Below are 21,846 nucleotides of genomic sequence, written 5' to 3'. Positions count from 1 at the left end.
CCTGCCTGCGGGGATTGTGAGTGGGGATGGACACGGCGATCTATGCCTTCGTGAGTCTGTTCCGCGACTCTATCCGCAGGGCGAAACGCTGCTAAGCCCTTGAGCGGCATGGGGGTATCACGATTCGTGATGGGTGTCCCGCGATACCCCCGCCGCGATGCCGGGCCCCTCCCCGGTCATCGCCCGCCGGTCAGAATCCCACCGCCTGTCCGTCGCGCCGCGAGTCCGATGCGGCGATATAGCCATGTTCCGCCTTGTAGATCAGCTGGGCGGAGCCGAATTCCAGGCTGTCGCGCGGCGCCACCTCCACCCGGTGGCCACGCTCGCGCAGCACGGCCACCACATCGGCCGGCAGGTGGTGTTCGACATTGACGACCGGCCCGTGCTCCACCCGGAAGCGCGGCGCATCGCTCATCGCCTGGGGGTTCTGTCCGAACGCGGCCAGCCGGGCCATCATCTGGACGTGGCCCTGCGCCTGCATCGACCCGCCCATCACGCCGAACGACATCACCGGCGCCCCGTTGCGGGTGACAAAGCCCGGGATGATCGTGTGCATCGGCTGTTTGCCGGGCGCCACGCAATTGGCATGGCCCGGCTTCAGGTTGAAGCCTTCGCCACGGTTGTGCAGAGAAATGCCCGTGCCCGGCACCACGACGCCCGAGCCAAACCCGCGATAGTTCGACTGGATGAACGACACCATCGAGCCCGCCGCGTCGGCCGCCGTCAGGTACACGGTGCCGCCGATCTTCGGCATGCCCGCCGACGGCGTGCCCGCGCGCTTCAGGTCGATCAGCGCTGCGCGTTCGGCCAGGTACGCCGGGTCCAGGAACGACGCCGGCGCGTGCTGCATCGTCGCCGGGTCCGACACATGCCGGTGCAGGTCGGCAAAGGCCAGCTTCATGGCTTCGATGCCGACGTGGTAGAAATCGGCGCTGTCCACGCCCATGCCTTCCAGGTCGAAGCGATCCAGAATGCCCAGGCCGATCAGCGCGGCAATGCCCTGCCCGTTCGGCGGAATCTCGTGCAGCGTGTAGCCACGGAAGTCCTGCTTCATCGGCTGGACCCAGGCGGGCTGATGCGCGGCCAGATCGCCGGCACGCAGCGCGCCGCCCGTTTGCTGGGCAAACGCCACGATGCGCTCGGCCAGTTCGCCCCGATAGAAGCTCTCGCCATCGCTCTCGGCGATCTTGCGCAGCGTGGCGGCCTGCTCCGGAAAACGCCACCGCTCGCCGGCCTGCGGCGCCCGGCCATTGGGCATGAAGGCCTTGGCAAAGCCGGGCTGGTCGCGCAGCACCGGCACCTGCGCGGCCCACTGGCGCGCGATCTGCGGCGACACCATGAAGCCCTGCTCCGCGTACTCGATGGCCGGCACGAACAGCCGCGCGAACGGCAGCTTGCCGAAGCGCGCCGACAGCGCCTTCCAGCCCGCCACCTGGCCCGGCACCGTCACCGTGTCCCAGCCGACCGACGGCATGCGGTCGCGCCCGGCGAAGTAATCGGGTGTCCAGGCCGCCGGCGCGCGGCCGCTGGAATTCAGGCCGTAAAGCTGCCCTTCATGCCAGACCAGCGTGAACATGTCGCCGCCGATGCCGTTCATGACAGGCTCCACCACGGTCAGCGCAATGGCCGTGGCAATCGCGCTGTCGATGGCGTTGCCACCTTCGTAGAGCATGCGCAAGCCAGCCTGCGCGGCCAGCGGCTGGCTGGTGCTGACGGCGTTGGCGGCCAGCAGCGGCATCTTCTGGGACGGATACGGGAAAGACCAATCGAAAGGCAACATGGGCGGAACAGGTAAGAAAGTCAGGACATGGCGCGCCGGCAGGCGGCGCCACGACGGTTGCTGCGGCAGCGTTACTGCAGGGCGACGCCGGACTGCTTCACGAGCTTCTCCGTGCGCGGGATCTCCGCGTTGATCATCGCCGTGAAGTCGTTGACACTGCCGCCACGCGGCTCGGCGCCGGTCGCGGCCAGCTTTTCGCGGAAGTCGGGCGTGGCCAGCAGCTTGTTGATCGACGTGTTGAGCTTGACCACCACATCGGCCGGCGTGCCCTTGGGGGCCACGATGCCATACCAGGGCGCGATATCGAAGCCTGCGTAGCCCTGCTCGGCAATGGTCGGGATTTCGGGCGCCTGCGGCGAACGCTTTGCCGTGGACATGCCCAGCGCGCGCAGCTTGCCCGCCTTCACGTAGGGCAAGCCGGTCATGATGGTGTCGAAGTACATCGACACTTGGCCCGACAACAGCGCCGGAATCGCCTCGCCCGCCCCCTTGTACGGCACGTGGACGATGTCGATGCCGGCAACGGCCTTGAGCATTTCACCGGCAATATGCGACGTCGTGCCGGTGCCGAACGATGCGTACGAGAGCTTGCCCGGATTGGCCTTCGCATAGGCGACCATCTCGGGCAGCGTCTTGAACGGCAGCGACGGATTCGACAGCAGGATGTTCGGGGTGATCGCCACCACGGCAACCTTCTCGAACGCGTCCGGGTCGTAGCTCAGCTTCTTGTACAGGAAGCGGTTGGTCACCATCGACGCCGGCCCCGACATCAGCAGCGTATAGCCGTCGCCCGACGCACGCGCCGCGACTTCGCTGCCGATCATGGCCGCCGCGCCCGGCCGGTTTTCCACCACGAAGCTCTGGCCGTACTCCCTGGCCAGGCCGGCGCCCAGTTGCCGCGTGATCAGGTCGGTGGCCGAGCCGGCCTGGAACGGCACCACGATGCGCACCGGCTGCGTGGGCCAGTCGCGCGCGCCTTGCGCCAGCGCCAACGACGACGCGGCGATCAGGCCGAAGGAAAGTAATGCTCGGAAAGAAGAGAAACGCATGTCTGTACCCTCATTGAATCGAACGATGGTCATCCGCGCGAACACGCCGGATGCCACCATTCCGTCCGCAATTTGCGTGCCACTGGCATCGCCGCGTCGTTGACACGAGCCCCGTCCGCCCCCTTCAGATCGATGAAGTTTGCGTATCTGGCGCACCGGTTTGGTCAGTCTTGCCGGTGCGCCCGCAGGCTGGTGTTGTCTCCCTGGTGCCAAGGCACTATTGGTGTGCCCGGCGCTCTCTCTGGATGGTGCTTGCCGCGTCTTGCCGCAGGCCCACGCCCTGTGGCCTGCGCCAGTGGCTTCAGTCGACCAGCGCCCTGGCCAGCACGGCCAGCGCCGCGTCGAACTGCGCCTGCGGAATCGTCAGCGGATACAGGAAGCGGATGACGTTGCCGTAGGTGCCGCAGGTCAGCAGGATCAGGCCCGCTTCCATCGCACGCGTCTGCACACGCTTCGCATGCTCCGCGCTGGGCGCGCCGGTGGCCGGATCGACGAACTCGGCAGCGATCATCGAACCCAGGCCGCGCACTTCGGCCATCGCCGGGCACTGCGCACGCAAGGCTTCGAGATGGACCTGCAGTTGCGCGCCCAGTTGCGCGGCGCGCTCGCACAGCTGCTCGTCGGCGATGGTGTCGATCACGGCGTGGGCGGCGGCCACGGCCAGCGGATTGCCCGCATACGTGCCACCGAGCCCGCCAGGCAGCGGCGCGTCCATGATCTGCGCGCGGCCACATACGGCCGACAGCGGCATGCCGCCGGCCAGGCTCTTGGCCATCGTGATCAGGTCCGGCTGCACGTCGTGGTGCGACATGGCAAACAGCTTGCCGGTACGCCCGAAGCCGGTCTGTACCTCGTCGGCGATCATCACGATGCCGTGGCGATCGCAGACGGCGCGCAGGCCTCGCATGAAATCGGCAGGCGCCGGCTGGAAGCCGCCTTCGCCCTGCACCGGCTCCACGATGATGGCGGCCACGCGTTGCGGATCGATATCGGTCTTGAACAGCATGTCCAGCGCCTGCAGCGCCTGTTCCGTGCTCACGCCGTTCAGCGCGCCGGGAAACGGCGCGTGATAGATGTCCGAGGGGAACGGTCCGAAGCCCACCTTGTACGGCACCACCTTGCCGGTCAGCGCCATGCCCAGCAGCGTGCGGCCGTGGAAGCCGCCAGCGAATGCGATGACGCCCGGACGGCCCGTATGGGCACGCGCGATCTTGATCGCGTTTTCCACCGCTTCCGCGCCGGTCGTGAACAGCGCGGTCTTGTTGAGGCCGGCGATCGGCACCAGCGCGTTGATGCGTTCGGCCAGCGACACGTAGCTCTGGTACGGCACGACCTGGTATGCGGTATGGGTGAAACGCTCCAGCTGGGCGGCCACGGCCTGCATCACGCGCGGATGCCGGTGCCCCGTGTTCAGCACGGCAATGCCGGCGGCGAAGTCCGTATAGGCGCGGCCTTCCACGTCCCACAGCGTCGCATTCTCGGCGCGCTCGGCATAGAAGTCGCACATCACGCCCACGCCGCGGGGCGTGGCAAGGCTGCGGCGTTGATTCAGTTCGATGTTTTTCATGGTCGGAATGCGAAGGGGGCAGGTCGGCGCCGGCAGCGGCCGCGCCGGATATCCGTCCAGCACTGCGCAGCGATTCCGCACATTTCAATCACATTTGGCCCTACAATCCAGCGCCATTTTCATAAATTCAATGGTGCCAATTGAAATCGATCTGCGGTGACCTGCTGCTCCAGCGCCTGGGGCCCGATGGCCTGGCGGCCTTTGGCAAGCCCCTGAACCGGGGCCTGTATGCGTGCATCCGCGGCGCCATCCTCGATGGCAGCCTGGCGCCGGCCACCCGGTTGCCGCCGCAGCGCGACCTGGCGGCAGAGCTGGGCCTGTCGCGCAACACGGTGATGTATGCGTACGAGCAGCTGCTGGCCGAAGGCTATTTGCGGGCCCGCACGGGCAGCGGCACGTTTGTGGCCGATACGGCGCCCGAGACCTACCTGAACGCCACGGCCGCCACGGTGCCGGAAGCGGGACCGCGCGAGATGCCGGGGCTCTCCTCCCGGGGCCGGCGGCTGATCGACAACGCCTCGGCATCGCCCACGCAGTGGGGGGCGTTCATGCCCGGCGTGCCGGATCTGCGCAGGTTTCCGCACCGGCGCTATGCCCAGATTTCGGCGCGGCTGTGGCGCAATCCCCAGCCGGAATGGCTCAGCTACAGCCACGGCGGCGGATTGCCGGCCTTGCGCGAAGCGGTGGCAACGCACCTGCGCGTGGCGCGCTCGGTGCGCTGCGACGCCGGGCAGGTGCTGATTACCGAGGGCATCCACCAGGCCATCGATCTCGTCGTGCGCCTGCTCGGGTCGCCCGGCGACCAGGCGTGGGTGGAAGAACCCGGCTACTGGGGCATTCGCAGCGTGCTGCAGGTGTGCGACATCGGCATGGTGCCAATGCCCGTGGACGACGACGGGCTGACGCTGCCCGACGCCGATACGACGGCCGGCGCGCCCCCGCCCCGCTTTGTCTTCGTGACACCGTCCCACCAGTACCCGATGGGCGCGGTCATGAGCCTGAAGCGCCGTCGCGCGCTGCTGGAATTCGCGCGCCAGCACGGCAGCTGGATCGTCGAGGACGACTACGACAGCGAATTCCGCTTCTCGGGGCAGCCCATCCCGTCACTGCAGGGGATGGAGCCAGATGCCCCGGTGATCTACATCGGCACCTTCAGCAAGACCTTGTATCCGGGGCTGCGCATGGGCTATCTGGTATTGCCGCGCGCCCTGGCCGCGTCGTTCCAGACCGCGCACGCCGATCTGTACCGCGCCGGCCACCTCATGACGCAGGCCACGGTGGCGGAATTCATGCAGGCTGGCGACTATGCCGCCCACATCCGCCGCATGCGCCCGCTCTACGCCCGGCGCCGTGCGATGCTGGCCGACCTGATCGAGCGTCACCTGGGCCCCGCCGCGCTGAACCGCCAGGGCAGCAACGCGGGGTTGCACCTGGTACTGCGGCTGCCCGACGACGCCGACGACGTGGCCATCGCCGCCACGGCGCGCGAGCGCGGCATCATCGTCCGTCCGTTGTCGCGCTACTACCTGGGGCAGACGGTCCAGAAGGGCCTGCTGCTCGGCTACGCCTGCGTGCCCGAGGAACATATCGGCCCGGCGTTCGACGTGCTGCTGGGCTGCCTGCCGGCCCGGCACCGGCTGACGGCGACGCAAGCCGGGCAGTAAGTCGCCCGCCACGGCGATTGCCTACAATCCAGTAGCAGCGACCGTGGCGGATGCCCTCCGCCCTCTGGACAACGCGGACACTGGCCGGGAGCGGAACGATGGGTCTGATCGGATGGATGCGCGAGCGAACCACGCACGCGGACGAACACGACAAGCACGCGATTGCCGAACTCGCGGAGCGCGTCACCCGGCTCAATCCCCGCCTGCGGCTGATATCGCACTATGAGCGGCAGTTGCGGCCGGCCCTGGCCCAGGCGCTGATGCACGTACGCACGCTGGTGCACGACGTTCCCGCACCGCGCGAAGCCAGCGACCATGCATGGGGCATCGATCCCTATATCCACGCCTTCTTCGGCACGCCGCACGATGTGGCGCTGACGTTCAGCCGCTCGCCCGAACTGCGGGAATTTTTCGGCACATCGCCAGCAACGCAGACGGCCACCGCCGTGCTTGGCATGACCATGACCGAGCGACGCACGCTGGGGGTGGCGCTGGAAGGCGATGTGATGCGATCCGACGTGCCGCAAACCAACATCAGCTTCAGCGAGCACCGGATCACGATCATCGCCGATTCGGACGCGGCCTTGCGCGACGAGATCGTGCGCCGGATGTTCGACCAGTTGGCTCTGGAGTCAGTGGCCCGATTCACCGCGGGCAAGTCGCGGCGCGACGAACTCGATCGCGAGCAGACCTTGCTGCTGGCGCGCCTGCACCTGTTCGAGCGCCAGGGCACAGGCATGCGGTCGGTGGTGGGCGGCGATGCGCCGGTCAGCGCCGCCGAGGCCGCGTCGCTGCGCGAACAGATCGCCAGCAACGAACAGGCACTCTCCCAGCTGAGCGCGACACCGGGCACGCTGGAACGGCAGCTCGAATGCCTGAACGAAACGCTTGCCGACGCGCCAGCCCGGTTTTCCATCGCGCATCGGCCGCTGCGCCTGAGCGCGACGAATGTGCTGCTGGCGCCGGACAGCACGACGCCGGCCAGCGACCTCGACCTGCTGACCGCCCACGTGCCGGGCGATCCGCCGCTGGTGCGCGCATTCACGCTGGTCAGCTTCGCACGTGGCGACATGGTGTCGCCCCGCGCACTGCTCGACGAGGCGGAACGCTACCTTTGAGGGTACAGGCGCCTGCCCGCTACAGGGCCACGGCGCTGGCGCCATTCACGCGCTCGGGTACGAAACGCCCGAGCACATGGCCGGACATGCCCTTGGCCAGCTCTTCCTCGCCGTAGAACACGGTGCCCAGCCCTTCCTTGCGCAGCAGCTTCGACTCGTCCTCGCTGTGGGTGCGCAGCACCACCTCGACATGCGGATTGAGCGTGCGGGCGGTCTCCACCATCTGCCGTACGTACAACGGTTCCGGCACGGCAACCACCAGCATGGCTGCATGGGCGATATGCGCCTGGATCAGCACGGCCGGGTCGGCCGCATTGCCCGACACCGCCGCAAGGCCGGCCTTGCGCAGGCTCTCCACCAGCTCGCGGTTCTCGTCGGCAATCACGAACGGGATGCCGCGCTCCTGCATCGCCCTGGCAATCCGGCGACCCACGCGGCCATAGCCGACCAGCACCACCTGGCCCTGCAGATACTTGCGTTCGGTCGTGACCGGCAGTTCGGCATACGGGTCGCCGCGCTGCTCCAGGTTGCGGGCCATCGCCGAACGCGCCAGAATCCAGCGCCGCACGGGCTCCAGCGCCGCAAACAGCAGCGGATTCAGGGCGATGGAGATCAGCGCGCCCGCCAGGATCAGGCTCATGCCTTCTTCCGGCAGCAGGCCGAGCGTCACACCAAGCCCCGCCAGGATGAACGAGAATTCGCCAATCTGGGCCAGGCTGGCGGACACCGTCAGCGCCGTATTGAGCGGGTAGCGGAACGCCAGCACCAGCGCGAACGCGGCCAGCGACTTGCCCACCACGATGACGGCCACCACGGCCAGCACGTGCAGCGGCTGCTCCACCAGGATCTCGGGCTTGAACAGCATGCCGACCGAAACGAAGAACAGCACCGAGAACGCATCGCGCAGCGGCAGCGATTCTTCGGCCGCGCGGTGACTGAACTGCGATTCGCGCATCACCATGCCGGCAAAGAACGCGCCAAGCGCGAACGACACGCTGAAGATCTCGGCCGCGCCGAACGCGATGCCGATCGCCACGGCCACCACCGCCAGCGTGAACAGCTCGCGCGAGCCGGTCTTGGCCACCTGCCACAGCAGCCATGGCAACACCCGACGCCCCGCGATCAGCATCAGCGCGATAAAGGCCACCACCTGCAGCAGCGTCTGGAACACCGTCATGCCAATCGACTGCGAGGCCTGCGCGTCGGCGTTCACCGTCCCGCCCAGCAGCCCCGCCAGCGGCGGCAGCAACACCAGCACCAGCACCGTTGCCAGATCCTCGACCACCAGCCAGCCGACCGCGATGCGGCCATTCATGGTTTCCAGCACCCCCCGGCTTTCCAGCGCCTTGAGCAGCACCACCGTACTGGCGCACGACAGCGACAGCCCGAAGATCAGCCCGGTGCCCCAATGCCAGCCCCAGCCCCATCCGATGGCCATGCCCAGCAGCGTGGCAATCCCCATCTGAACCACGGCGCCCGGTATGGCGATCCGCTTGACGGCCAGCAGGTCGCTCAACGAAAAATGCAGGCCCACGCCGAACATCAGCAGCATCACGCCAATCTCGGAAAGCTGGGCGGCCAGGTGGACATCCGCGACAAAGCCGGGCGTGCCGGGACCAATGATGATGCCCGACACGAGATAGCCAACCAGCGCCGGTATCTTCATGCGCTCCGCGAGGAATCCGAGCACAAGCGCAATACCAAAGCCTGCGGCAAGCGTGGTGATGAGGGTCAGGTTGTGATCCATGGGCAGGGGCGTCCGGGAGGTCAAGCGGCAAAGGGGCGTTCACGAATTGTAACTGCCATGCTGGCATCGCATCGCGAACGTTTTCCTGACAGGCATGACCCGGCCCGCGCGGCACGGCGAGTCTGCCGCCCGGCCGTGGCATCGATGCGCCCCGGCTACCGGGCGCCGGATTCCGGGTTCTCGATGATCGGCCGCAACAACGTGAAGTCGTTGGGATAGAAAGGCGGCACCGCCGAGGGGCTCCTCTTGCGCGCCACCTCCACGAACGGCCGGTCCGCCTCGATCGCAAGCATCAGGTCGAACCGTTTGACGCCGGCAGCCTTGGCGCGTTCCACATCGCGCTCGCTTTTGGCCCGGTAGGCGATCGTTCGCATCAGCAGGTCATAGAGCAGCCGGGGCCGGCGCTCGGCCGCCAGTGCCGCATCGTGGCGGCGCCTTGCCAGCACCGCCTGCCACAGCGCGGAGTCTTCGAGACCCGCCGTGTGCTCGGCGAGCGCAACCAGTTGCACCTTGCCGGTGCGCGGCGAGTACGCGACGCCCTGGGCATCGAGGAACGCCCGGATATCCGGCAGACGCTGGCCAAGCAGTTCCTCGGTGCGGGTCTTCGCCTTCTGCGGCTGGTCGATGTCGGTCCAGTGCGATGGGAACGCGCCCATCTCGGCGAAAATGGCCGCCCAGTCGTCGTACTCGGTCCAGGTCCAGTCCCGGCCCCTGAAATACCCCGAATAGACCTGCTCGAAATAGCCGGCCATGTTCAGGCCGTCTGACCCGCTGCGCTTGACGATGGCAAGAATCTCGGCGGCGTCGGCACGGGAGATGCCGACCACGCTCTCCATCACGCGATTGAAGACGCGCTCGTAGGAACTGGTTGTATCCTGAACATACAGCGCAGGCGGCGCGGCCATTGGCGCCGGCCTGACTTCAGCCGGCGCGCGTCTGGCCTTGCGAAAGAATTTGAAGACGCCCACTTCTCTGATGTGTGCCCCGGGCGACACTATGTATCGGTTGATCCGTGACATTTTTGCATATTTGCGGGAAAAGCGAGGGCGCGCGATGCGATCTGCCGAGAGTCATGCCGGACCAGCCGGGCTTGCGCCGTTCCTGCACGCGCTGCGGGGATTGCTGCTGCTGGGCGGCCTGTTTTCCGCCAACGCCCCGGCCATGGACTTCCGCATCTACCACCAGCCCGAACTGAACCGGCGGATGATCATTGGCCAAGGCCGCATCGACGACGGTGACGCCGACAAGTTCCGGGCCGTGGCCCGCATCGCCGACCGCGACGACGAAGGCCTGGTCACGCTGATCCTGGACAGCCCCGGCGGCAACGTGGAGGCGGCCTTCCGGCTGGTGGACGCGATGGACAAGGTGCGCGTCTACACCGCGGTGCCGGACGGTGCCCGGTGTGCGTCGGCCTGTGCGTCGATCGTTTTTGCGTCCGGAGAGCGGCGCAGCATCCTGGGTTCCGGACTGCTGGGGTTCCACAGCTGCTACAAGCGCCAGGGCGCCGCCCTGCTGTCGGACTCCCTGTGTAACGAGATCGTCGCGGCAAACGCCATGCAGCGAGGCGTGACCCATGCCGCCATCAACCGCTTCGTGGCGGACCACGGCGCGCACGAGATGGCCTGGGTTGGCCGCAACGCCGTGTGCCGGTCGCTGCAAGGGCTCTGCAAACCGGGGCCCATCGAAAAGCGGAACGACACCCACGCGGCCTTGACGCGCAGTTTCGACTGCAGCCGGCTCACCTCGATGGCATCCCAACTGGTATGCGGCGATACCGATCTGGCGCGGGCCGACAAGGAACTGGCCGACCTGTATGGCCGCAAGCTCGCGTCCGCGGCCAACAAGACGCGCGTCCGCGACGACCAGCGAACGTGGCTGCGCGACGAGCGCAACCGCTGCAGCGACAAGGCCTGCCTGCAGCGCGCCTATCGGAACCGGATCGATGTGCTGAAGCGAGCCTGATGGCGCGGGGCGCCCCCCGCCCCGCCTAGTACTTGATATCGCGCGCCGCCTCCCGGCCGCCCTGCTTGGTCTGCCGCTTGTCCTGCCGGCATGCCGAATTGCTCTTCTGGTCGGCCGCCCGACAATCCTGCTTGGTTTCGCGCGCGCCCTGACGCGTGTCCTGTCGCACGTCGCGGCCCTGGCGCCGTTGCTGGGCCTGCTCGGTGGCCCACGCTGGCGCGGCAGGCAGCGCAACCACCAGCGCCAGCCATGCCAGCACGCAGGCCTTCGCATGGCGCCTGCCCCGCCCTTTCGCCTGACAGATTCCGTTACGCATCACAGTGGCCATCACAGTTGCCTCGTCGGACATGAAAAATCGTTGCGCAGCAGGCCAGGGCTTGCGCCATGCGTGCAGCGCCTCGGGCCAGATCCGTTCCAGCCCGCGTGCCGCGTCGAACCCGTGAATCTCCCCTGACATCGCCCTGGCGTTGCTCCAGCGGGCACAGCACGACCCGCATGCCGTCATTCAAGGAATTTGGCAGCCGGCGCCCGTTTTTCCATTGGACCTTGGCCTAATCCGGCCCCCCAAATGGCCCGTAAATCCCTTCCAGTAGCCCTTTGGCCCAATTGAGCACCAACGCTGGGCAGACTACGTTGTGTATCTGGGATTAGTGCGTGGCACCGGGGATCGACTTTGCCGATTCACCAGAGTGCCCATTCGTCACGCAGCCCGCGATTATGGCCTGCCCGAGTGGCCGCTTTCGCGCTGCAACATTGGATCAAAACCGGAGATACATGATGAGCAAGCGGGATACCTCCAAGCTGGCCAGCCTTTCGCCATTCGAGCTGAAGGACGAACTGATCAAATTAGCCGGCAGCGTGTCCAACCGGCTCATGCTCAATGCCGGGCGCGGCAACCCCAACTTCCTGGCTACCGTGCCGCGTCATGGCTTCTGGCAGCTGGGGCTGTTCGCCATGCGCGAATCCGAGCGGTCGTTCTCGTATCTGACCGAAGGCGTGGGCGGCTTTCCGCGCCGCGCCGGCATCGAGGAACGCTTCGACCTCTTTGCCCGCGAGCATCGCGACGTGCCGGGCGTGCGCTTCCTGGCCGGCGCCGTGTCCTATGTGCGCGACCAGCTCGGGCTGGACGGCGGCGATTTCCTGTACGAGATGTGCGAAGGCATCCTGGCCTGCAACTACCCGGTGCCCGACCGCATGCTCAGGTTGTCGGAAAAGATCGTCAAGCAATACATTCGCCGGGAAATGATCGGCAAGCACCCGTTCCTGGGGGATTTCGATCTTTATGCCGTCGAAGGCGGAACGGCCGCCATGACCTATCTGTTCAATTCCATGCGCGTCAATCACCTGCTCAAGGCCGGCGACACGATTGCGCTGGGCATGCCGATCTTTACGCCCTATATCGAAATTCCCGAACTGGCCGAATACCACCTGACCGAATTGTCGATCGACGCCGATCCGGCCGATGGCTGGCAATACCCGAAAAAGGAACTCGACAAGCTGCGTGACCCGAAGGTCAAGGCATTCTTCCTGGTCAACCCGAGCAATCCGCCATCGGTCAAGGTTAGCGACGAGAGCCTGCAATACATCGCCGAGATCGTCAAGGAGCGTCCGGACCTGATCATCCTGACCGACGATGTCTATGGCACGTTCGCCGACAACTTCGTGTCGCTGTTCGCCATGTGCCCGCGCAACACCATCCTGGTCTATTCGTACTCGAAGTATTTCGGGGCCACGGGATGGCGGCTGGGCGTGATTGCCACGCACAAGTCGAACCTGTTCGACGAAAAGCTGGCCGACCTGCCCAAGGACGAGCGCGCCGGCCTGAACAAGCGCTACGCGTCGATCACCACCGAACCCGAGAAGCTGCAGTTCATCGACCGCATCGTGGCCGACAGCCGCACCGTCGCGCTCAATCACACGGCGGGCCTCTCCACGCCCCAGCAGGTGCAGATGGTGCTGTTCTCGCTGTTCTCGCTCATGGACACCGACGAAAGCTACAAGAAGGCCATGAAGCGACTGATCCGGAGCCGCAAGGCCGCGCTGTACCGCGGCATGGGGACGCCGCTGGGCGAGGTGGACGAGAACGTCGTGGACTACTACACCCTGCTCGACGTCGAACAGATGAGCCGCGAGGTGGGGCCGGAGTTCGTCAAGTGGCTGCTCGAATCGATCCAGCCGCACGAACTGCTGTTCAGGCTGGCCGAAGAGGCCGGCGTGGTGCTGCTGCCCGGCGGCGGCTTTGGCACCCGGCATCCGTCCGGCCGCGTGTCGCTGGCCAACCTCAACGAAGAGGACTACGTCAAGATTGGCCGCTCGGTGCGCAAGCTGCGCGATGAATATCTGGAGCGCTATCGCGAGAACGGCGGCGGCAAGGAGAACGGCTCGAAGAAGAAGTAGGCGCGGTCGCCACGCCCAGCCAGTCTCGCCGCAAACGCCGAGGTCCGACAAGGAGGCATCACCATGACGTGGTTCGTTGATACGCTCAAGGCCTATCCGGAGATCGCCATCTTCCTGGCGCTCGGTATTGGCTACTGGGTGGGCGGAAAGAGCTTCAAGGGGTTCAGCCTTGGGGCCGTGACATCGACGCTGCTGGTCGCCATCGTCATCGGCATTCTCGGCGTCAAGATCTCCGCGAACGTGAAATCGGTCTTCTTCCTGATGTTCCTGTTCGCGGTGGGCTACGGGGTGGGTCCGCAGTTCGTGCGCGGCATCGCCAAGGATGGGGTGCCGCAGGCGATCTTCGCGGCCATCCTGGCGGTGTTGTCGCTCGGTGCATCCGTGGTGGCCGCCATGGTCGCCGGGTACGACCTTGGCTCGGCGGCCGGGCTGTTCGCCGGATCGCAGACCATCTCGGCGTCGATGGGCCTTGCCACCGACGCCATCAACCGGCTCGGGCGCCCCCCGGAAGAAACCAAGATGCTGCTGGACGGCATGCCGATTGCCTATGCGGTCACGTACATCTTCGGCACCGTGGGATCGGCCATCATCCTGGCGCAGATCGGGCCCAGACTGCTGGGCATCGATCTGGTGGCCGCCTGCAAGGAGTACGAGCAGATGCTGGGGGCCGGGTCGGCCGGCGGCGCTGGCACCGAATGGCACGAGTTCGAGGTGCGCGCCTACGCCGTGGCGCCCGACAGCCCGTTCATCGGCCGGTCTGTGGGCGATCTCGAAGCCGGCACGCACGACGGTGTGCGCGCCTTCATCGAACGTATCCGGCGCGGCGGGAAGATCATCGAGGTAGACCAGCACACGCTGATCGAAGGGGGCGACGTGGTGGCCATTGGCGGCAAGCGCGACCAGCTGATTGCGCGGCTGGGCCCCAGCGGCCGCGAAGTGGAGGATGCGGAGCTGCTCAACATCCACACCGAAGGCGTCGACATCTACATCACCAACAAGGAAGTCGACGGCAAGCCGCTGCAGGAACTGGCGCGCTGGCCCGGCGCGCGCGGGGTGTTCCTCAAGAAGATCAAGCGCGGCCCGACCGAGACCGTGATTCCGGTGCTGCCCAAGACCCAGCTGTATCGCGGCGACGTGATCACGCTGGTGGGCCGCACGCAGGACATCAACGCCACGGCCAAGCAGCTGGGCTATGTGGATCGCCCCACCACGGTCACCGACGTCGCCTTCGTCTCGCTGGCCATCACGGTCGGCGCGCTGATCGGTGCCATCGTGATCCATGTGGCCGGCATTCCATTGACGATTTCCACGGCGGGCGGTTCGCTGATCGCCGGCATCATCTTCGGCTGGTTTCGCGCCATCCATCCCACGTTCGGGCGCATTCCCGAGCCGACGCTATGGTTCATGAACTCGGTCGGCCTGAACGTCTTTATCGCCGTGGTCGGCATCTCGGCCGGGCCGGGCTTTATCGCCGGGCTGCAGAAGCTCGGCGTGAGCCTGTTCCTGTGGGGCATCTTTGCCACCGCCGTGCCGCTGATCATCGGCATGTTCCTGGCAAAGTTCGTGTTCCGCTTTCACCCGGCCCTGATCCTGGGCATCTGCGCCGGTGCGCGAACCACCACGGCGGCGCTGGGGATGGTGTGCGAAGCGGCCAAGAGCCAGGTGCCCGGACTGGGCTACACCGTCACGTACGCGGTAGGCAACACACTGCTGACCATCTGGGGGATGGTGATCATCATGATCCTGTCCTGATGAACCGGCCATCCTGCCGCATGCCAGCAGGCGGCCTTCACGACGCCTGGATACCGCGCTTGCGGATGAAGTCGCCCCAGACCTTCGACTCCGACGAGGCACGCTGCTTGATCGCATCGGCACTGCCCACTACCGGGAACAGGTAGAGCGATGCCAGCCTGGCCTTGATCTGCGGGTCGGCCAGCGCCGCCTGCACGGCGCCGTTGAGCCGTGCCACGATCTTCGGATCCAGACCGGCCGGCCCCACCAGCGCGTACCAGCTAGGCATCAGCGGCACGTCGATGCCGGCCTCCTTGAGCGTCGGCACGTTGGGCAGTTCTTTCACGCGCTGCGGCCCGACAATGGCCACCGGCACCACCGTACCCCCCGTTACCTGCGGCAACGCGGCACCCAGCACGCTCACCATCGCGTCCACCTCGCCCGCCACCACGCCGGTCAGCGCCGGGCCGGAGCCCTTGTAGGCCACGTGAGTCATTTTGAGGCCCAGCTTGTCCGCCACGACTTCCATGGCCAGGTGCGTCGAATTGCCCACGCCTGCGCTGCTGAACGTCAGGCCGCCCGGCTTGTGCTTCGCCTTGTCGATGAAGCTCTGCATCGACGTGATGCCGCTGGCCTTGCTGGCCACGATCACGAACGGCGTATCGACCACAGGCGAGATGAACGTGTAGTCCTTCTGCGGGTTGTACGGCAGCGACGCGTACAGGTGCGGGTTGAAGCTGATCTGCGATACGCCCGTCAGCAGTACCGTGTAGCCATCCGGTGCCGCCTTGGCCACGGTGCTCATTGCCACGATGCCGTTCGCGCCGGGACGGTTGTCCACGACGATGGATTGCCCCAGGTCTTGCGACAGCCGGTCACCGAGCAGCCTTGCCACCACGTCGCCGCCAGAGCCCGCCGACTGCGGCACGATCATCCGGATCGGTCGGCCCGGATACGCATCCTGCGCCTGCACAGCGCCATGGCACAACACCGCCGAGGCGATGAACGCGCAAGCCATCAAACGTCGGTACATCAATACTCTCCAATGGAATCGAAGCCAGTCACGAAATTTTCATGACGATGGTAGGGATCTGCGCGATCCGAGACCAATACGGATTGTCGATGCCAACATAGGCCGGAGCTATGCCCGGGGGAAACCCTGAGGCGCCTGCCCAGCCATGGGGCCCATGCGCACTATCGCAACGCAGCATCGGCGCGGCGCGCACCGGCCTTGTGCGCGGCACGCAGGTTTTCCCGCGGATCGGGCCGTCGCAACGCGGCCGGCCATAGGGCCGACCTATGACCGGATCGGAATTTCGTCTTTCCGCAACCCCGGGACGGCTCCGTACCATGGGGCCGTTCTCCAGGCCCTTCCGCACAAATACACCCGTCATGTCCGACATCGATACCCGTGGCAACGCGTGGCTGACGCCGCCGTCCGCCTATCTGGCAAGCCGCCCGTCCACGTTCTCCGTACCGGCCCGGCCAGCGTCCTGCTATCTGCCCATGCGCGACGGCTGCCGCCTGGCCGCCGACGTCTACCTGCCGCAGCCGTTGCCCGGCACAGCCGCGCCGCAAGCCTTCCCCACCGTGGTCATCTTCACGCCGTACTACCGACGTTTCAGGCTTTCCCGCGCGGGTGCCGAGCCGAGCCCGAATGCCGCCAAGTACCGCGATGCCTTCGTGCCCAAGGGCTACGCGGTGGTCGTGGTCGATGTGCGCGGCACTGGCGCCAGCTTCGGCACGCGCGACGCGCTGCGGTCGCCCACCGAGCGCGACGACTACTACGAAGTGGCCGAATGGATCGCCAGCCAGCCGTGGTCGAACGGCAAGATCGGCGCCACCGGCATCTCGTACCTGGGCGCGGCGGCCTGCTTCCTGGCCAGCACCGGCCACCCGGCAGTGAAGGCCATTGCCCCGCTGTTCTCGGTGTCCGACATCTACAGCGAACAGCTGTACCCCGGCGGCATGCTGTCCAAGGTGTGGGTGGAAGCCTATGACGAACTGATGCTCGCGCTCGACCAGGACCGTCGCGACCTGGTGGCTGGCTTCCCCTACTTCAACGATCCCACCTTCGCAGGCCCCGAGCGTACCGACGAGGACACCGAAGGCGCACTGGTGGCCGCCGCCGTCGCCGAGCACCGCAACAACTTCACGCTGGCCGACCTGGCGCCCGAATTCGCCTACCGCGATGGCGCGGCCTTTCACGACCCCTCGCTCGATTCCGGCAGTTGCAGCCCTTACCGCTATCTGGACGGCATCGCGCCTGACGTCGCCGTGTATTCGATCTCGGGCTGGTACGACGGCGGCGGCTATGCCAACGGCGCCATCACGCGCTTCCTCTCGCTGCCGTCGCACGACAGCCGCCTGCTGCTGGGTCCGTGGGACCACGGTGCGCGCACCAACGTGTCGCCCTGGCGCGAGCGCGCCGCATCGGATTTCCCCTTGCTGGGCGAAGTGCTGCGCTTCTTCGACCATCACCTGCTTGGCCTGCCCACCGGCCTGGAACGCGAAGCCCACGTGCATTTCCACAGCATCCATGACGACCAGTGGCAGGCGGCCGATGTCTGGCCGCCCGTCCCGGTCAGCACCCGGCTGTACCTGACCGACGCTGGCGCGCTGTCGGCCGTCCGAACATGCATCTCGTACCGTTGCTGGACGAAGACCTGATGGCCGTGGGCCCTGCCTCGGCGCAGCGCGACACGGCGCTGACGCTGGCCGAGATGGCCGCGCTGCCGCTGCTGCTGCCGAGCTTTCCCAATTCGGTGCGGGTGCTGACAGACCGCGCGTTCGTCGCCGCCGGGCTTGAACTGAAGCTCGTGGCCGAAACCAGCGCGGTGTCGGTGCTGCTGTCGGCGGTCAGCGCGGGCATGGGGTGGACGATCCTACCCTGGAGCGCGCTGGCCACCGAACCGCCCCATGCGTTCGCGTGCGTGCCGATCTCCGATTCGTCGCTGGTGCGCCGCGTGTTCCTGTGCGTGGCGGGCGCCGCGCGGCTTGGCCTGGCCTGCAAGACGGTGGAAGATGCGCTGCTGCAGCTCATCCTGGACGCCATCGCCACGGGTACCTGGCAAGGCGTCAGCCCCCTGGGCAACCTGACAGGCGCCAGCGCCGACGCATTATCGGCCCAGCAACCGGGCCTCGCTGCGAAGCAGTGACACAAAGTCGAGCAGCATCTCGTCGGCACCGCCCCGGCGCCACACTGCGCCCACCGGCCCGAACGATCCCACATCGGCCAACGGCAGGATAGCGACGAGGCCGCGGCGCTGCAGATGGGCCGCCATCGCCGCGGAGCAGACGCCAACATGGTCGCTGCCGCACACCACAGATTCCAGCACCACGATCGACCCGGTTTCGATCTTTGGCTTGATGCCGGCGCCGCCGCGTTCCAGCAAGGTGTTTTCCAGCCGCACCCGCATCAGCGTGTCGCGTGGCGGCATCAGCCACGGGTAGCCGAACACGTCGGTCCAGCTGACGCTGCGCGCCGTGGCCAGCGGATGGCCAGGTCCGACCACGATGGCGATATCGTCGGCGAACAGCACCTCGTGCTCCAGATGCTGCCCGTAGGCGCGCACGTCGATCGAGCCGACCACCAGGTCGTACTCGCGCTCCTCGAGCCCGCTCAGCAGCGCGTTGAACACGCCTTCGGTCACCTGGAACGACACATCGGCGTGGCGCGCCTGGAAGGCCAGCACCGCGCGCGGAATCAGATGGGCGATACCGGCCGTCACGCTGCCGATGTGCAGGCGCGCCACGTCTCCCTTAGCCAGCGACAGCAGTTCCGCATTGGTCCGGCCCACCTCGCCCAGCACGCGCAGCGCCAGCTTGCGCACGGCCTCGCCAGCGGCAGTCAGCTTCATCTGCTTGCCGCGCAGCACCAGCTTCGTGCCGACCAGATCCTCCATCTCGCCCAGCCAGTGCGACATGGCCGACTGGGTCATATGCAGCCGCTGGGCGGCCAGCGTCAGCGTCCCCGCCTCATGGAGCACCAGGAACGATTCAAGGTGACGCATCCGCAACCGGCGCGCCCATGCCACGGTGTCCGGAGACTGCAACATGAACAAATACTCATACAAGGTTCGGAACATTTCATTGGCCGTTCCGCGCATCCCGCGCCAATATTGACGCTTCTGCGGCCGCGGAACAATCCATGGAACCACTGATCAAGAAGGACACGACATGAGAAAAATCTCCATCATGGGGAAACTGCTGGCCGCGATGCTCGCAGTGGGTGCATCGGCAACAGGCTGGGCCTGCGGCGAAGCGGGGAACACGCGACCGATCAAGCTGGTGGTGTCGCAGCAGGCCGGCGGCAGCACCGATACGCTCGCCCGCATGTGGGCCGAGACGGCCTCGAAGGAACTGGGCACCACCGTGCTCGTGGAAAACAAGGCCGGCGCCGGTGGCGTGATCGCGGCCAAGTACGTGCTGTCCCAACCTGCCGACGGATGCACGCTGTTCCTGGCCGGCGTCTCGCAGATGGTGCTGAACAAGTTCGCCTATGCCCCGCTGTCGTACAAGCCCGAAACCGACTTCACCCCCGTGGCGGTGCTGACCACGGTGCCGTTCGTGCTGGTGGCCAATCCGCAAACCGGCTTCCACTCGCTGGCCGACCTGGTCGCGGCCGCCCGCGCCAAGCCGGGCAAGATCAATTTCGCGTCGTCGGGCAACGGCAATTCCACCCACCTGGTGGTGGAGCTGTTCCAGAAGAACCAAAATATCCGCATGACGCACGTGCCGTACAAGGGCGAGCCCGATGGCGTGGTGGCCACCGTTGGCGGCCAGACGCAGGTGATGGCACCGGTGCTGAGCACGGCCATGCCGCAGATTCGCGCCGGCAAGCTGGTGCCGCTGGTGCTGTTCGCGCCAAAGCGGCTGCCCGACCTGCCGGACGTGCCGACCGCCTCCGAGCTTGGCCTGTCCGGGCTGGACGACCTGGGCTGGATGGGCGTGGCCGCCAAGGCCGGCACGTCGCCCGATGTCGTGAAGCGCCTGCACGCTGCCTCGCAGGTCTTCCTGGCGGACAAGGGCACGCTAGACAAGCTCAAGACCATGCAGGTGGTGCCCATGCCGGGCCCGTCCGGCATGCTGATGCAGATGACCGTGCGCGACACCGCCAAGGTGCAGGAAGCGCTCGGTTCCGTCGACTTCCAATCCCGGTGAGGCCCATCCCATGACAAATCCTGGAATGGTGGTCTGCCCGCAGCCGGAAGCGGCCGAGTCGGGCGTCGAGATCCTGAAGGCCGGCGGCAACGCGGTGGATGCCGCCGTGGCCTGCGCGCTGGCGCAGACCGTGGTCGATCCGCTGATGTGCGGCATCGCGGGCTTCGGAACCGGCGCGGTCTACATGCGCGATGCCGGCGCACACGAATATTTCGACTTCCACGCCACCGCCCCGGCCAGTGCGCGCCCCGACATGTGGGCCGACCTGCTCGAAGGCGAGGCACGCGACGGCTTCGGCTTCTTCATCAAGGACCGGCTCAACGACATCGGCTATCAGTCGATTGCCACGCCCGGCACGCTGCGCGGCCTGGAGGCGATGCACGCCGCCCACGGCATCCTGCCGTGGCGCGAAGTGGTGGCACCGGCCATCGCCTGGGCAGGCGACGGCTATTTCGTGCGCCCCGGCATGCATGCGTTCTGGATGGACGAAGCCACGCTGGGCCGCGCCAGCAACCGCGAGCGGCTGGCCTTCAGCGAATCGGGCCGCCGCGTCTACTGCCGCGAGGACGGCTGGCCCCGGCCCATCGGCGCGCCGATCGTCAACGCCGACATGGCCGATGTGCTTGGCGTGATTGCCCGCGATGGCGCCGATGCCTTCTACCGGGGATCGATCGCCGATGCCATCGTTGCCGACATGCAGGCCAACGGCGGCCTGCTGAGCCGTCAGGACCTGGCCGACTACCGCGTGATCCGCCAGAAGCCGCTGTTCGGCCGCTATCGCGACCGGGTCATCGCCACCAACCAGCCCCCTGGCGGCGGCGCGATGCTGCTGGAAATGCTGCACGCCCTGGAGCAGTTCGACCTGGGCGCGATGCCGCACAACTCGCCCGAATACCTGCGCATCGTCTGCGAGGTCATGAAGCAGGCCACCGTGGACAAGGACATGCATCTTGGCGACCCGGCCTTCGTCGATATTCCGCTGGAACGCCTGCTGTCCGCCGAGCGCGCCGCGCAGACCGCCGCCGCCGTGCGTGCGCACGAGAAGGTGTCCGTCACGCGCGTGAACCCGGGACACGCGGTGCCCCGCGATACCACGCACCTGTCGGTGGTGGATGGCGACGGCAACTGCGTGTCGCTGACCCATTCGCTGGCCATGCCGTCGGGCGCCATCACGCCGGGCCTGGGCTTCATGTACAACGGGTGCATGGGCGTGTTCGACCCCCGGCCCGGCCGCGCGGGCAGCATCGCACCGGGCAAGCGCCGCTTCACGTCGTCATGCCCCACCATCGTGTTCCGCGACAACCGGCCGGAAATCGTGCTCGGCGCACCGGGCGGCACGCAGATCGCCATGGGCGTGCTGCAGGTCATCCTGAACGCGGTGGACCACGGCATGCCAATCCAGGACGCCGTGTCGGCGCCGCGCTTCTCGTCGACCAGCAATGCCATCGACGTCTGCAACCGCATTCCGCGCGCAGTCTGCCGGCAGCTCGAACAGCAGGGCTACGAGGTGATCCGCAATCCGTACAACTACACGATCGGATGGGTCCATGCGGTGCATATCGACGGCACCACGCTGCGCGGCGGCGCCGATCCCGGGCGCGATGGCGTCGCCTACTCGACCGACTCGCTGATGTAGTGGCACCGTGCCGGCCGCCACTGGCGGCCGGC

General features: G+C 66.8%; 17 protein-coding genes. 9 read left to right on the top strand and 8 right to left on the bottom strand.

Features of this window, described 5'->3' with window-relative positions:
• Positions 1-190 precede the first annotated feature (190 nt).
• From AC24R4_RS10045 to AC24R4_RS10035, 3 genes are all read right to left on the bottom strand, one after another.
• Complete coding sequence (locus AC24R4_RS10045; RefSeq protein ID WP_487522886.1) at positions 191-1,780, bottom strand: gamma-glutamyltransferase family protein; 1,590 nt, start codon at positions 1,778-1,780, stop codon at positions 191-193.
• 71 nt (positions 1,781-1,851) lie between these two features.
• Positions 1,852-2,829 carry a Bug family tripartite tricarboxylate transporter substrate binding protein gene (locus AC24R4_RS10040; RefSeq protein ID WP_487522885.1) on the bottom strand — a complete coding sequence of 326 codons (978 nt, stop codon included), beginning with the start codon at positions 2,827-2,829 and terminating at the stop codon, positions 1,852-1,854.
• Positions 2,830-3,130: 301 nt separating this feature from the next.
• The gene (locus tag AC24R4_RS10035; protein WP_487522884.1) at positions 3,131-4,396 is read right to left on the bottom strand and encodes a 4-aminobutyrate--2-oxoglutarate transaminase; all 1,266 of its coding nucleotides are present in this window, start codon (positions 4,394-4,396) and stop codon (positions 3,131-3,133) included.
• Between the two features lie 140 nt (positions 4,397-4,536).
• On the opposite strand from AC24R4_RS10035, the gene pdxR reads away from it, so the two are divergent.
• Both pdxR and AC24R4_RS10025 read left to right on the top strand, forming a co-directional pair.
• Complete coding sequence (pdxR, locus tag AC24R4_RS10030) at positions 4,537-6,060, top strand: MocR-like pyridoxine biosynthesis transcription factor PdxR (RefSeq protein WP_487522883.1); 1,524 nt, start codon at positions 4,537-4,539, stop codon at positions 6,058-6,060.
• 98 nt (positions 6,061-6,158) lie between these two features.
• Positions 6,159-7,178, top strand: coding sequence for a hypothetical protein (locus tag AC24R4_RS10025; protein WP_487522882.1), 1,020 nt, complete (start codon positions 6,159-6,161; stop codon positions 7,176-7,178).
• A gap of 19 nt (positions 7,179-7,197) precedes the next feature.
• Here the strand turns inward: AC24R4_RS10025 and AC24R4_RS10020 are convergent, their stop codons facing one another.
• Together AC24R4_RS10020 and AC24R4_RS10015 are read right to left on the bottom strand one after the other, a co-directional pair.
• The gene (locus AC24R4_RS10020) at positions 7,198-8,925 is read right to left on the bottom strand and encodes a cation:proton antiporter domain-containing protein (protein ID WP_487522881.1); all 1,728 of its coding nucleotides are present in this window, start codon (positions 8,923-8,925) and stop codon (positions 7,198-7,200) included.
• Positions 8,926-9,080: 155 nt separating this feature from the next.
• On the bottom strand, positions 9,081-9,830 hold the full coding sequence (locus AC24R4_RS10015) for a hypothetical protein (RefSeq protein WP_487522880.1): 750 nt from the start codon (positions 9,828-9,830) through the stop codon (positions 9,081-9,083).
• Positions 9,831-9,978: 148 nt separating this feature from the next.
• Here AC24R4_RS10015 and AC24R4_RS10010 point away from each other — a divergent pair, with 148 nt between their 5' ends.
• Entirely contained in the window at positions 9,979-10,887 is a 909-nt protein-coding gene (locus tag AC24R4_RS10010; RefSeq protein WP_487522879.1) for a lysozyme inhibitor LprI family protein, read from the top strand.
• Between the two features lie 25 nt (positions 10,888-10,912).
• On the opposite strand, the gene AC24R4_RS10005 is transcribed toward AC24R4_RS10010, so the two are convergent.
• The gene (locus tag AC24R4_RS10005; protein WP_249641125.1) at positions 10,913-11,146 is read right to left on the bottom strand and encodes a hypothetical protein; all 234 of its coding nucleotides are present in this window, start codon (positions 11,144-11,146) and stop codon (positions 10,913-10,915) included.
• Between the two features lie 518 nt (positions 11,147-11,664).
• Between AC24R4_RS10005 and AC24R4_RS10000 the strand changes: the two genes are divergently transcribed.
• Both AC24R4_RS10000 and aspT read left to right on the top strand, forming a co-directional pair.
• The gene (locus AC24R4_RS10000) at positions 11,665-13,284 is read left to right on the top strand and encodes a bifunctional aspartate transaminase/aspartate 4-decarboxylase (RefSeq protein WP_487523005.1); all 1,620 of its coding nucleotides are present in this window, start codon (positions 11,665-11,667) and stop codon (positions 13,282-13,284) included.
• A gap of 63 nt (positions 13,285-13,347) precedes the next feature.
• A complete protein-coding gene (gene aspT, locus AC24R4_RS09995; protein WP_400395612.1) occupies positions 13,348-15,036 on the top strand; it encodes an aspartate-alanine antiporter in 1,689 nt (562 codons plus the stop codon).
• Positions 15,037-15,073: 37 nt separating this feature from the next.
• Here aspT and AC24R4_RS09990 read toward each other — a convergent pair whose 3' ends face one another.
• Positions 15,074-16,048 (bottom strand): Bug family tripartite tricarboxylate transporter substrate binding protein, encoded by a 975-nt coding sequence (locus AC24R4_RS09990; protein ID WP_487522878.1) that lies wholly within the window; start codon positions 16,046-16,048, stop codon positions 15,074-15,076.
• A 359-nt stretch (positions 16,049-16,407) separates the two neighbouring features.
• On the opposite strand from AC24R4_RS09990, the gene AC24R4_RS09985 reads away from it, so the two are divergent.
• Positions 16,408-17,685, top strand: coding sequence for a CocE/NonD family hydrolase (locus tag AC24R4_RS09985; protein WP_487522877.1), 1,278 nt, complete (start codon positions 16,408-16,410; stop codon positions 17,683-17,685).
• Entirely contained in the window at positions 17,652-18,173 is a 522-nt protein-coding gene (locus AC24R4_RS09980) for a LysR substrate-binding domain-containing protein (RefSeq protein ID WP_487522876.1), read from the top strand. The genes AC24R4_RS09985 and AC24R4_RS09980 overlap by 34 nt, the downstream gene beginning before the upstream one ends.
• Here AC24R4_RS09980 and AC24R4_RS09975 read toward each other — a convergent pair.
• On the bottom strand, positions 18,135-19,073 hold the full coding sequence (locus tag AC24R4_RS09975; protein ID WP_487522875.1) for a LysR family transcriptional regulator: 939 nt from the start codon (positions 19,071-19,073) through the stop codon (positions 18,135-18,137). The genes AC24R4_RS09980 and AC24R4_RS09975 overlap by 39 nt on opposite strands.
• Positions 19,074-19,194: 121 nt before the next feature.
• On the opposite strand from AC24R4_RS09975, the gene AC24R4_RS09970 reads away from it, so the two are divergent.
• Together AC24R4_RS09970 and ggt are read left to right on the top strand one after the other, a co-directional pair.
• Positions 19,195-20,178, top strand: coding sequence for a Bug family tripartite tricarboxylate transporter substrate binding protein (locus tag AC24R4_RS09970; RefSeq protein ID WP_487522874.1), 984 nt, complete (start codon positions 19,195-19,197; stop codon positions 20,176-20,178).
• 10 nt (positions 20,179-20,188) lie between these two features.
• Positions 20,189-21,814, top strand: a complete 1,626-nt coding sequence (gene ggt, locus AC24R4_RS09965) for a gamma-glutamyltransferase (protein ID WP_487522873.1) — start codon at positions 20,189-20,191, stop codon at positions 21,812-21,814.
• Positions 21,815-21,846: the final 32 nt, after the last annotated feature.

The organism is Cupriavidus sp. CER-90 (assembly GCF_057652055.1).
Note: the sequence above shows the minus strand (reverse complement) of the source record. Positions and strands in the feature narration are given on the sequence as shown.

Excerpts from the sequence above, each read along its gene's own strand:
- AC24R4_RS10045 (WP_487522886.1), bottom strand. The coding sequence starts at position 1,780 with ATGTTGCCTTTCGATTGGTCTTTCCCGTATCCGTCCCAGAAGATGCCG.
- AC24R4_RS10040 (WP_487522885.1), bottom strand. The coding sequence starts at position 2,829 with ATGCGTTTCTCTTCTTTCCGAGCATTACTTTCCTTCGGCCTGATCGCC.
- AC24R4_RS10035 (WP_487522884.1), bottom strand. The coding sequence starts at position 4,396 with ATGAAAAACATCGAACTGAATCAACGCCGCAGCCTTGCCACGCCCCGC.
- AC24R4_RS10025 (WP_487522882.1), top strand. The coding sequence starts at position 6,159 with ATGGGTCTGATCGGATGGATGCGCGAGCGAACCACGCACGCGGACGAA.
- AC24R4_RS10020 (WP_487522881.1), bottom strand. The coding sequence starts at position 8,925 with ATGGATCACAACCTGACCCTCATCACCACGCTTGCCGCAGGCTTTGGT.
- AC24R4_RS10015 (WP_487522880.1), bottom strand. The coding sequence starts at position 9,830 with ATGGCCGCGCCGCCTGCGCTGTATGTTCAGGATACAACCAGTTCCTAC.
- AC24R4_RS10010 (WP_487522879.1), top strand. The coding sequence starts at position 9,979 with ATGCGATCTGCCGAGAGTCATGCCGGACCAGCCGGGCTTGCGCCGTTC.
- AC24R4_RS10000 (WP_487523005.1), top strand. The coding sequence starts at position 11,665 with ATGAGCAAGCGGGATACCTCCAAGCTGGCCAGCCTTTCGCCATTCGAG.
- aspT (WP_400395612.1), top strand. The coding sequence starts at position 13,348 with ATGACGTGGTTCGTTGATACGCTCAAGGCCTATCCGGAGATCGCCATC.
- AC24R4_RS09990 (WP_487522878.1), bottom strand. The coding sequence starts at position 16,048 with ATGTACCGACGTTTGATGGCTTGCGCGTTCATCGCCTCGGCGGTGTTG.
- AC24R4_RS09985 (WP_487522877.1), top strand. The coding sequence starts at position 16,408 with ATGTCCGACATCGATACCCGTGGCAACGCGTGGCTGACGCCGCCGTCC.
- AC24R4_RS09980 (WP_487522876.1), top strand. The coding sequence starts at position 17,652 with ATGCATCTCGTACCGTTGCTGGACGAAGACCTGATGGCCGTGGGCCCT.
- AC24R4_RS09975 (WP_487522875.1), bottom strand. The coding sequence starts at position 19,073 with ATGTTGCAGTCTCCGGACACCGTGGCATGGGCGCGCCGGTTGCGGATG.
- AC24R4_RS09970 (WP_487522874.1), top strand. The coding sequence starts at position 19,195 with ATGAGAAAAATCTCCATCATGGGGAAACTGCTGGCCGCGATGCTCGCA.
- ggt (WP_487522873.1), top strand. The coding sequence starts at position 20,189 with ATGACAAATCCTGGAATGGTGGTCTGCCCGCAGCCGGAAGCGGCCGAG.